Here is an 11444-nt window from a genome sequence, read left to right as displayed (position 1 = left end):
CTCGTTCATCCTGTCAGTTTAAAGGGTTTGATGGGATAGAGGAAGGAGCTTAGCGACGATAACGCATCTGTCACAAATCATGAGAGACTTGCCTGCATGATGGCTCTAAGCAGAACAAGATCGATGCAAATGGAAATCACAGTGCATTCGCGAGGCTATTATGTTGGTCTCGTGGTGATGGGACTGTTTTATGTTGTATCGGGATTGAATCACTTTCGCAATCTGCAGGCTTATCTGCCGATCATGCCTCCATATATTCCGTGGCCTGGAATGATGATTTATATCAGCGGTGCGGCGGAGATTCTTGGAGGCATTGGCGTGTTGATGCCGGATGGGCTTGTCTTTCCGAGAACGCGCGCTTTTGCTGCATGGGGTATCGTGGCGCTGTTGATCGCGGTGTCTCCGGTACACATCAACATGTGCATACATCCGGAGAACTTTCCGCAGATTCCGCTGTGGGTAATCTGGGTGCGATTGCCGCTACAGTTGCCTCTTATTGCATGGGCATTGAATTATACGCGCCGCTAATTTAGCGCAGATCTGTAATGGGTGCTGGGTCCATGTCGGAATAGACTTGGTTTTCGCCACCCATGCCCCAGCAGAACTTGTAATTGCGCGTGCCAACGCCTGCATGAATAGACCAGCCCGGTGAGACTACGACTTGCTTATTCGCGATAACGAGATGACGCGTCTCCTGCGGCGGACCAATGAGATGAATGATGCGATCCGATGCTGGTATGTCGAAGTAGAGATAGACCTCTGAGCGGCGCATGTGGGTATGTGGAGGCATGGTGTTCCATACGCTGCCTGACTCAAGTTCGGTTACACCCATGACGAGTTGGCAACTGCGTGTTCCTTCAAGATGAATGAGTCTGGAAATATGGCGAAGGTTTGCTGTCTCCTGCGATCCGAGTGTCGTTGCGATCTGTTCTGCTTTGCGAATGAGGGTAGTTGGATATGTCGCGTGAGCAGGATAGCTGAGCAGATAAAACTCTGCTGGCGTAGAGGCTTCGGTGCTACGAAAGGTTATGGATGCATTGCCTCTGCTGATATAGAGAGCATCCAGCTTGTCGAGAGTAAATGCTTCGCCATCGACTTCGATTGTGCCTGGGCCTCCGATGTTGAGAACGCCTAGTTCCCTTCTTTCAAGGAAAGATGTCGCGCGCAGTTCATTGGGACAGGGAAGTGTGAGCGCTCCGGTTGCTGGAACTGCGGAGCCAATGACAGTGCGGTCGAGATCGACATAGATCAGTTCCACTGCGTCTTTGGTGAACAGCGATTCGATGAGGAAGGAGCTACGCAATTCCTCTGTATTCATGCGTGTGTAGCGGACTGAGTCTGGCATTTCGAGAAACTTCATAGTGCTCCTACGGATGCTTCTTGTCTTTGGTCCAGCGAATTACAACTGGATGCTGTAGCTGCGTGAGTGTCTGTTGCAGATAGATGTTCCATGCTTGCTGTGTCGGCATGTCGGCCTTGGACCAGCCAGATCCTGCGAGATAGCTCAATGTTTCGCCGGAGTGCAGATGCATGGAGATCAGCGCGTTGCCGCTCAACTGCGATGCGGTGGTGTGCTGCCCTGGAATCACAACGAGACCAGTCGCAATTCTATCTGCGGTGGGGTCTTGTGGTGTGTCCCACACGGACAAAATATTTCCGTCGGCAAGTTGCTCAAACGCTGCCCCGGCATGGACAGCCAATCCGCCTGCTGCGTCAATGTCAGACACACCATTGAAGGTGAATGTGGAGTCGATTTTATTGAGATGTGTGCCAGCATCGAGAGTGATGCGCTTGGTTTCGGTGACCTCAACTCCGTTTGCTATCCAGGGAGCATACGTCAGCTCAAATGCAAAGCGTACCGGCCCGCTGGATAGCATGCGTAAGTGCGTGTAGTTATTCGATACCCATAGCTTACCATCGCTCAAAATGCCAGTGCCGCCACATCCACGGGACGGGCCGACGAGATACGAATCCAATCCGACACCATCGTCTTTGTGATAGGAGAGAGACGGATTATGCGTGCGTGAGCCCTCGGCATCGCGCTTATAAAAACTATCGATAACGAGATTAGGAACACGCTTTGACCAAACATCTATGCCGGACGTGATCTCGCCTGTTGCTTCAAGTGCGGGGCCGTAGACGCGATAGGTTGTGTATTGATTTTCCCATGCGAAATCATCTTTGCGTTCGAGCGCTTCGCGTCCATAGACAAGAGGGTTGGCTGACGGCTCATGGTCGGCTGGGACAAAGTCCAGCGTCAGCGTTTCGCCCTTTGAAAGCTGAACTGCGATGAGTAGTGTCTCTGGTTTGACTCCATCGGCATTGGGGTAAATCTGAGTTGGCAGCCTCTCGTGAGTGCGAGCGTTCTCGGCGATCATGTGCTCTATGTTTGGGACTCGTTTACGAACATCGGCAAGCGGAAGTTGGATCACCTCTGTCGTTCGTGTTTCATGCAGCAGATTGGTGAGAACGAGTTGCTGGGCATACGACGCATTCACGCCTGCAAGCATAGAGATAGTCATCATGGAAGCTGCTATGCATGAGCGCATGCTTGAAATTGACATGGGGATTTTCCATCCTTACTTCGGCGAAAGTTCGTAGACTTCGGAGCCTGCAAGCAGAAATGCGCCTACTCCAAATACATAGCTTGAGCTAGCGGTAAAATCACCGGGAGCAGCGCCGATAGGTTGGATGCAACCTAGCCTTCCATCCTGATATACGTGTGCAAGAAGGCCAGCCCACGCCTTTTCTACTACAGGAAGATAGCGCTTTCTATCGAGGATTCCTGTACGCACACCATACGCCAGAGCATACGTGTAAAACGCTGAACCCGAGAGCTCGGGAAGTTGATACGCGTCTGCATCAAGCAGGCCAGGACGCCAGAGTCCATCTTTGCCTTGAAGTGCTGCGATGGATGCAGCCATTTCTTGTAGCTGGATCACATATTGTTGTCGCGATGGATAGTCTTTGGGCATTGCTTCAAGTACGCGAACCAGGCCGGCCATTACCCATCCATTGCCGCGCGACCAGAAGACTTTTGTTCCGTTCTTCTCTTTCTTATCGAGGAACGTTGCATCGCGAGAGTAGAGATGTTCTTGCGGGTCGTAGAGGAGCTTCGAGGTGATCCACCACTCGCGATCCATGAAGTCGATGTACTTCTTATCGCCAGTTGTTTTCGATAGATTCGCGAGTACAGGGGGAGCCATGAACAACGCATCGCACCACCACCACAAGGGTTGCTGCGGGTCGTCCACGTGCAGGATGAGTGCATCCATGGTTGCGCGTGTTGGCGCGATCATAGCTGGATCATGGTGCTTTTCATATAACGCGAGATACGTTTGCCCAACCGCATGATCGTCGGCATGTTCTGAACGTGAACCTAATTTCCAATCGAATTGCTTGCTCATGGTTATCATTGCGTGCTGATATGCATTGCCATGAACTGTAGGTGGAACAGCTACAAAACCAGCGTACAGCGCGGCGAAAGTCCAATCCTGACTATAGTGATCCTGGACACGACTAAGTTGCCAGTCAGCTACTTTGCGAAGTGCGTGGGCTACATCCTTCTTCTTCAACGCAGGGGATAGATCGTGGGCCAATGGCCCTGCGATTGACTCTGAGGGCGAGTCGCCGAGGCCGGGCAGCACATCTCGTTGCATTGCAAAAGCTGTGCCAGAGCCAATCGCCATGCTTGCCGTCAATAGAAATATCAGCAGACTATAAGGCTTGATTTTGCGATGAAGATGGGCAATGGGCCCAGTTAAGTAACCATGAAATAGAACTGTCATTTAGTTGCGCCTTCGATTGGTAATACCTGAAAGGTGTGAGGTTTTGGTTGCGCGAGCTCGTAGATCATTTTCTGTTGTACCTGCTCGAAGTCGATCAGATCTCTCACGCCTTGCTCTTCTGAAATGCCGGTCTTCATCTGACTCACGAGCATTCTCGAGCGAACATAATGAGTACTGTCGCGATCGCGGATAGTCCACCCAACAGCGTTGGACTGCCCTCGCATTGGCGTATCGAGGTCGGCGAGGTTGATTCCCTTTTCAAACTCCTGAGCCGTGATCTTTGCGGTTGGCTTACCGTCGATCATCAGTTGATAAAGACCGGCCTTCAGTTTATGTATCTGGAGAGGCTGTTGATTCAACTGCTCTTCAATATCAATCAGTTGGCGGAGAAAATGTTGGGCAGGATTTGTGTCGTCCAGAGGAAGTGGAAGCGCGTCGTCGAGCGCTGTCCAAGTAAGGCCCAAGTCACTCTTATGAAGATCTGCGATGTGAGTATTGGTTTGCTCGATGATGGTTGCTTTATCCGCATCGATAATAAGCGACGAAACTATTGAAGGTGCGTTCCAGCCTTTGAGTACTGGGAGAGCCATGAACCAATGCGCTAGTTGCTCCGGATGAATTTTGTCGGGGAGCAACAGTTCGATCGCGAGCGGATTTATTGCAGTGCCGCGCTTGAGCGCCTTTACAAATGGAGCGTTGAGGTCAATATAGGTGGCGTGGTATTTCGCGGCTAGTCCTTTATCTAATTCAGAGAATCGTACGAGCGTTGGATTGTAGCCACCAAGGATCTTTGTTCGTCGGGTTATTTCGTCATACGGGGATGGTCCAAACAGAGAGATGCGCGTAGTGGGCAGTGTCTGCTGGATAGAGGTGAGGATGTGCTCGTAGCCCTTTGTATAGTCGTTTTCAATTGAAGCGTTCAATGGCTGATAACCGCCATCGTTCATACCGAGCATGATGGTGACTACGGTTGGCTTGTGCGGGAAGACATCGCGGGCCAGGCGCTCATCAACAGGGCCGCCCCCGCCGCCGGTTACACGGTCACCACCGTATCCGGCATTGAAGAATTGAACCTGCATGTGGGGAAAGCGAGTGGCCGTATAGAACTCAATCCAGTAGGTGTAATAGCGCTGCTCGGTGATGCTGTCACCGTAGAAGACAACGGTGTCGCCATCATGCAGGTAGAAAGGCTTTGCATTTATCTTGGCAGACGGAGCCTGAGCTGGAGTAATGATGCACGACACAAAAAACAAAACGGTCAGTATACCGCTGGTATGCAGCTTAGAAGGCATAGTCGGTTCTCTCAAATCTTTTTCTCAACGAGAATACACGGAGAAGTTGGTGAGTGTCTGCTATCAAAGATCAAGAAGCTCTGAGGAAGAGGTTGCATTCGCCGGTGCCGACAAGACCCATGAGGTAGGGTGCGACGAAGGCGATCTTTGCATCTGTGCGAGGCAGATGTGCCGTGAGGTTTTCTGCTCTACAGCAGAAACGGGTAGCTTAAGCTGATGGGGGTTGCAAGTTCGCTCATGATCTGCGCAAATGGCTGGCTGGCGGGCGGACGCACGAAAACAGCCTACATAGAGGCGGGTTTGCTCGATCCTGCAGACCATACTAGGTCGTTGAGAACTTAGTATTCTCTCGCCACCTCGCAAAGTCAAATCTTCTGCTGTATTCTCTTGAAATCTTCTTTTTATCAGCGGAAATGCACAATGGTGATAGCTTACCATCCAGAGCCTTCCCAACCAATACCGGAGTACTCTAGCTTGAAGGGTGATTATGGAAAGCTTGATCCTGAATCCCGCTGATGCTGATACCGGCATAGAGATCATCGACCTGCTCACGGATCCTGCCTTCAACTCCAGGCGGCTTCACCTGCACGACACGATGATCCAGATGGAAGCTCTCCAGCGTCTGGCCAACGCCTTCGTAGAAAGCCCCGATACTATCCTCCAAGAACTGGTAAACGCAGCTGTCGATCTCTGTGGAGCTGACAGCGCCGGCATCAGCATCGAGCAGGAAGATAAGACAGACGAAAAATACTACCTCTGGGTCGCCACCGCCGGCAGTTACTCCAATTTTTTGAACGCTACACTCCCCCGCTACCCCAGCGCTTGCGGCGTCTGCATCGAACGCGGCACACCACAGCTCTTCCGCGTAACCCAGCGCTTCTTCGACATCATGAAAGTCGAGGCCCCAGCCGTCACCGACGGAATCCTCCTTCCCTGGCAGGTTGAAGAGACCCGCGGCACCATCTGGATCGTGTCGCATCAAAAGTCAGTAGCCTTTGACGGCGACGATCTGCGCCTCATGCAAACTCTTGCTAACTTCGCCGCCATGGGCGTTCGTCAGCAACGCCAGCAAAAAATTCTCGTGGAGCAAGCCAAAGCCACCGCCGCAGCAGCACTCGCAAACGAGCTCGCCCACAACATCAACAACCCGCTGCAAAGCGTGACCAACCTGCTCTATCTGGCTCGCGAAGACAAAGACCATCGAGAGGCATCCAGCCTGGCCCACGAATTAACCGAGCCAGTCCAGCGTCTCTCTTCTCTCGTCCAGGAAATTCTCGCCCTGCCAATAGGCAAGCTCCGCTCTGAATAAGCCCACCTGCTTCAGCCACAGACATACATAGCCCATCCGAAGTATCCTGACTTCGCACGCCAAATAGCGCCTAATAACCGCGCCCAACAACTGTGAGAGCGAGTCAGTAAATGCCGCCATTCCAATCCCCGATTACCCGCCGCCAGGCCTGCAAACTCCTTGCAACGGTAGCCATTCCCTCCGCTTCTACCTGGGCTCTCCCAATCCCCAAAGAGGATGCCTACAAATTAGTCGCCGCTAACGATCGCCAGCGAATCCTCAAAGCGGCCGCCAACTATCTCCCCCTGCAGCCCCAGACGATAACGGCATTCCCTTCCCTCAAAATCCCCGGCGGCCCGCACGATTTCTTCTCTCAGGCCGACTACTTCTGGCCCGATCCTCAAAATCCCAGCGGCCCATATATCAATCGCGACGGCCAAAGTAATCCTGAAAACTTCAATGACCATCGCAAGGCCATGATCGCGCTCTCCATTCAGATGCCGGCCCTCACCGCTGCCTGGCTCCTTACACGCGATCGCAACTATGGCCAACAAGCCTGCAATCACCTACGCGCCTGGTTTATCAACCCTGCCACCCGCATGAACCCCAACCTTGAATACTCCCAGGGAGTTCACGGAGTCTCCACGGGTCGCTCCTGGGGCATCATCGACACACTGCACTTAGTCGAAGTAGCCCGTGCCGCCAGCATCGTCAGCCCACACTTCCTCAACCCCGCGGAACAGACCGCGCTCAAGGATTGGTTCCGCAGCTACCTGCAATGGCTCAAGACCAGCGACAAAGGCCAGCACGAACGCGACGCCCAAAACAACCATGCCACCTGCTGGGCTCTCCAGGCATCGGAGTTCGCCCGTCTCATCGACGACACGACCACCCGCAGCGAAATCCACCGGCAGTACACCGAAATACTTCTGCCCGATCAACTTGGCCTCGACGGGTCATTTCCCAAAGAACTGGCTCGCACCAAGCCCTATAGTTACTCCATCTTTAACTTCGATGTTATGGCCACACTCTGCCAGTCGCTTAAGTCTGTCGAGCCGGAGTTACTAACATTCCAACTCCCCGACGGCCGCGGAATCTGCAAAGCCGCCCACTTTATCTATCCCTATCTAAAAGACAAAACCACATGGCCATACGTAAAAGACGTAGAACATTTTGAAGCATTGCCCGTCCGCTCTCCCGGTCTGCTCTTCACCGGCCTGGCTTGCCACCAGCAACCTAACATAGCCCTATGGAAAACCCTCAACCCCGACCCCACCGACCACGAAGTCATCCGGAACAACCCAATTCGCCAACCCCTGCTCTGGATATGACACATGCTCCAAATCACGACCAAAGAGGAAAAGTAACCCTGAGATATTTCGGCCCCTCGTCAAAGCCCTATACACATCCCCACTCCCCCTGATAAAAGAACACCATGATCAGGCCCTGTTTCCTTGTAGTAGATCGCGAAACCTCCAGCGGCATCTCGACCCGCAAACTGATCCTTGAAACCGCAAAGTTTAACGTCATCACCGCCTATAGCAGCTACGAGGCAATCGAAACCCTCAAAAAGTTTCCCGCGATTGAAGGCGTAGTCGCCGACTCCGGAATGATCGATATGCCCTGCGAAGAACTGATATCCGCCCTCAAGGCGCTGCGCCCCGATATCCCTACCGTCGTCATCTGCACACCAAGAGGCGGCATCTGTAAAACAGCCGATCATTCGCTGGAGTCCTTTGACCCAAGGCTGCTTCTCGCCCTGCTGCAAAAACTTCATCCGGTAGCCACTGCCGAAATCGAAAAGCGGAACGAGGACTTGGAAGACGGCTACTTCAAAGCTCGATAGCCGCATCCGATTACTGCGTTGCGCTATTCCTCGCGTATTCATGTTCAAACTTCAGCCGCTCCGCTACATCGGGCCGCCAGGTGCGTACTCCCCGCAACGCTCCTGGTGACCAGACTTACTTCCTGCCCTGCAAATCATCCTCCCAAAGCCTATAATCAGGACTGGACTCATGCGCCTGCCCCCGCGGGGAACGCACAGGCAACGTCGCCAAACTATCACCCCAGGGTGCTCCCCTTTGAATGATTCGATCTCGATCCGCGGCGCGCGGACGCACAATCTAAAGAACATAAGCTGCGATATCCCCCACGGCCAGCTCACTGTCGTCTCCGGAGTTTCCGGATCGGGCAAGAGTTCGCTTGCGTTCGACACCATCTACGCCGAAGGCCAACGCCGCTACGTGGAATCGCTCTCCGCATATGCTCGCCAATTTCTGGAACGTATTGAAAAGCCGGACGTTGACCTCATCGACGGCCTAGCCCCAGCCATCGCCATCAAGCAGAAAAACACGACGAGAAACCCGCGTTCGACAGTCGCCACGGCCACTGAAATCTACGACTACATGCGCCTGCTTTACGCGCGATGTGGGACAGTCCATTGCATTTACTGCGACGGACTGGTTGGCCGCGACTCGGTAGACGAAATTGCAGAATCCGTACTGGCTCTCGGCGAAGGGACGCGGTTGCATGCAATTTTTCCTGTCCGAGCTGTAGTCGCAGAAGCTCCGCAAGAGGCCGCAAAGCCAGCCAAACGCGGACGAAAGCCCGCAGCGAAACCGGACGTCGATCCGGAATCACCGCTGACCGAATCTCTGAAAGCGCGCCTTGTTGAACTTCGCGCCAACGGCTTCAATCGCCTTTATCAGCATGAGCGCATCTTTGAGTTTTCCAGCCCCGAGTCTCTGCTCGACCTGGATTTTTCACTGCCGGTTTTTGTTCTTATTGACCGAATTGTCGTCTCAGACGAGGCTCGCGGTCGAATAGTTGACGCTGTCGAAATCGCTTATCGCGAATCTGCCGAGGTGATCTTCGAAGAGGTTCCGCGCAATGACGAAATTACGGAGCGTCCGCGCCACCGTTATTCGTCCGCCTACGAATGCCGTAGCTGCCACCGTCCCGCCAAAGAGCCGGAGCCGAGACTGTTCTCGTTCAATAATCCCTTCGGCGCCTGCCCACGTTGCCAAGGTTTTGGAAACACCATAGATTTCGACATCAACCTCGTGATTCCAGACAAGTCGTTAACGCTCACCGACGGAGCAATCGACCCCTGGAACCGCCTGAAATACCGCACCTGGTTCACAGATCTGAAGCGCCACGCAAAAGCCCTGGGCGTGCCCCTGGACGTTCCGTGGCAGGATCTTACTGCTGAGCAGCACGAGACTTTGCTGTACGGCGACAAAGGTAAATCCGGGACATCCTTCGTCGGCATCTACGGATTCTTTGCCGAGATGGAGCGCAAGAAGTACAAACTGCATGTCCGCGTAATGCTCTCGAAATATCGCGGCTACGCAGTTTGCCCCGAATGCCGCGGACAGCGCCTGCGCGCGGAGGCTCGTTCCGTTCGCATCAATAACCAGAATATCTGCGAAGTCGCCGCACTCACAATTTCCGGCGCAAAGGCCTTTTTCAGCGCCCTGATCCTTAGCCCAATGCAGCACGAGATTGCCGGGCCAATCCTCGACGAAGTACGCGAGCGCATCAGCTTCCTCGATGCCGTCGGACTCGATTATCTGACGCTGGATCGCCTCGCCAGCACGCTTTCCGGCGGAGAAGCGCAGCGCATTCAACTGGCAACTTCGCTTGGATCACGCCTCGTCGGCGCGCTTTATGTTCTCGACGAACCATCTATCGGCCTGCACACACGCGATACGGATCGCCTGATCAACATCCTCAAAAACCTGCGCGATCTCGGCAATACAATCCTCGTCGTGGAGCACGATCCAGACGTGTTGCGGGCAGCCGATCATCTGCTTGATCTAGGCCCCGGCGCGGGTGAATTTGGCGGCAAGCTGCTAGCCGAAGGGACCGTTGAGGAAATCCTGGCTAATCCCAATTCCCTCACAGGCCGCTACCTTTCCGGCCAGTTGGCGATTCCCGTTCCCACGCGCCGTCGTGAACCAGGGCGCGAAAAACTGGTACTGCGCGGAGCGCGCGCAAATAACCTCAAGAACGTCGACGTCGAAATACCACTCGGCATGCTAGTCGCAATTACCGGCGTATCCGGATCGGGAAAATCTTCGCTTGTCCATCAGGTACTCTATCGCGCAGTGGCCCGTGCTCTTGGACAATCCGAAGGAGCAGATCCCACCGGTCTCTTCCGCGATCTGACTGGCACAGAGCGATTGAATGATGTGATTCTGGTCGATCAAAATCCGATTGGCCGGACGCCGCGCTCAAATCCAGTGACATACATCAAGGCATTTGATCTTATCCGGGAATTGTTTGCCGCGCAGCCGGATTCAAAGAAGCTTTCGCTTACACCGGGACACTTTTCTTTCAATATCCCGGGCGGCCGCTGCAAGACCTGCGAAGGCGACGGAACAGTCACTGTAGAAATGCAGTTCCTTGCCGACGTTGAACTGCCTTGCGAAGACTGCAACGGTACACGCTTTCAGCCAAGAATTCTCGGTGTTCAATACAAGGGCAAGAATATTCATGAAGTCTTGAATCTGACAGTGAAAGAAGCATTACGATTCTTTGTCGGCCTGCCTCGGTTGCTGGACAAGCTGGCGGTGCTCGATGAGGTTGGGCTGGGCTATCTTCGATTGGGGCAATCTGCAACGACACTCTCCGGCGGCGAGGCACAGAGGGTCAAGCTGGCGGCGCATCTTTCCCAGGTGCGTTCTGCGAATGCAAACATCCGCACGGCAGGGCTCAGCCGCGTGCTCTATATTCTCGATGAGCCGACGACAGGTTTGCACTTCGACGATGTATCGAAATTGCTTACTGCATTTCGTAAGCTGATCGATGGCGGTGGTTCGCTGGTGGTGATCGAACACAATCTGGATGTCATCAAATCTGCCGACTGGGTGATTGATATGGGACCAGAGGGCGGTTCCGGGGGAGGTCAGGTTGTTGCTGTAGGAACGCCTGAAGAGATTGCCGCGAATCCCAACTCGCATACCGGGCAGTGGCTGGCGAAAGTTTTATAGGCCTTCTGAACAGGCGAAACAAGAGCCTTGAATTACAAATGCTGGATGCGCCGGAGATAGCTCTCTACCGCATCCAGCATTT

General features: G+C 53.7%; 9 protein-coding genes. 5 read left to right on the top strand and 4 right to left on the bottom strand.

The annotated features are described in order from the left end of the window. Positions 1-123 precede the first annotated feature (123 nt). Positions 124-528, top strand: a complete 405-nt coding sequence (locus OHL19_RS11130; RefSeq protein WP_263357770.1) for a DoxX family protein — start codon at positions 124-126, stop codon at positions 526-528. 1 nt (position 529) lies between these two features. Here OHL19_RS11130 and kduI read toward each other — a convergent pair whose 3' ends face one another. The 4 genes from kduI to OHL19_RS11110 are packed head-to-tail and all read right to left on the bottom strand — an operon-like array spanning position 530 to position 5080. Continuing rightward, the gene (gene kduI, locus OHL19_RS11125) at positions 530-1360 is read right to left on the bottom strand and encodes a 5-dehydro-4-deoxy-D-glucuronate isomerase (RefSeq protein WP_263357769.1); all 831 of its coding nucleotides are present in this window, start codon (positions 1358-1360) and stop codon (positions 530-532) included. A 7-nt stretch (positions 1361-1367) separates the two neighbouring features. Continuing rightward, complete coding sequence (locus OHL19_RS11120; RefSeq protein ID WP_263357768.1) at positions 1368-2525, bottom strand: DUF4861 domain-containing protein; 1158 nt, start codon at positions 2523-2525, stop codon at positions 1368-1370. A gap of 54 nt (positions 2526-2579) precedes the next feature. Next, the gene (locus tag OHL19_RS11115) at positions 2580-3788 is read right to left on the bottom strand and encodes a glycoside hydrolase family 88/105 protein (protein WP_263357767.1); all 1209 of its coding nucleotides are present in this window, start codon (positions 3786-3788) and stop codon (positions 2580-2582) included. Next, on the bottom strand, positions 3785-5080 hold the full coding sequence (locus OHL19_RS11110) for an SGNH/GDSL hydrolase family protein (protein ID WP_263357766.1): 1296 nt from the start codon (positions 5078-5080) through the stop codon (positions 3785-3787). Before OHL19_RS11110 ends, OHL19_RS11115 begins: the two co-directional genes overlap by 4 nt. Before the next feature lie 487 nt (positions 5081-5567). Here OHL19_RS11110 and OHL19_RS11105 point away from each other — a divergent pair, with 487 nt between their 5' ends. From OHL19_RS11105 to uvrA, 4 genes are all read left to right on the top strand, one after another. After that, positions 5568-6389: a GAF domain-containing protein gene (locus tag OHL19_RS11105; RefSeq protein WP_263357765.1), complete on the top strand. Its 822-nt coding sequence runs from the start codon at positions 5568-5570 to the stop codon at positions 6387-6389. Positions 6390-6499: 110 nt separating this feature from the next. Then, positions 6500-7699, top strand: coding sequence for an alginate lyase family protein (locus OHL19_RS11100; protein ID WP_263357764.1), 1200 nt, complete (start codon positions 6500-6502; stop codon positions 7697-7699). A 104-nt stretch (positions 7700-7803) separates the two neighbouring features. Then, positions 7804-8214, top strand: a complete 411-nt coding sequence (locus OHL19_RS11095; protein WP_263357763.1) for a response regulator — start codon at positions 7804-7806, stop codon at positions 8212-8214. 235 nt (positions 8215-8449) lie between these two features. Then, on the top strand, positions 8450-11362 hold the full coding sequence (gene uvrA / locus OHL19_RS11090; protein WP_263357762.1) for an excinuclease ABC subunit UvrA: 2913 nt from the start codon (positions 8450-8452) through the stop codon (positions 11360-11362). Positions 11363-11444: the final 82 nt, after the last annotated feature.

Origin of the sequence: Acidicapsa ligni (assembly GCF_025685655.1) — a bacterium.
Taxonomy (GTDB): Bacteria; Acidobacteriota; Terriglobia; order Terriglobales; family Acidobacteriaceae; genus Acidicapsa; species Acidicapsa ligni.
The sequence above is the reverse complement of the archived record's forward strand: the minus strand, read 5'-3'. Positions and strand labels throughout refer to the sequence as shown.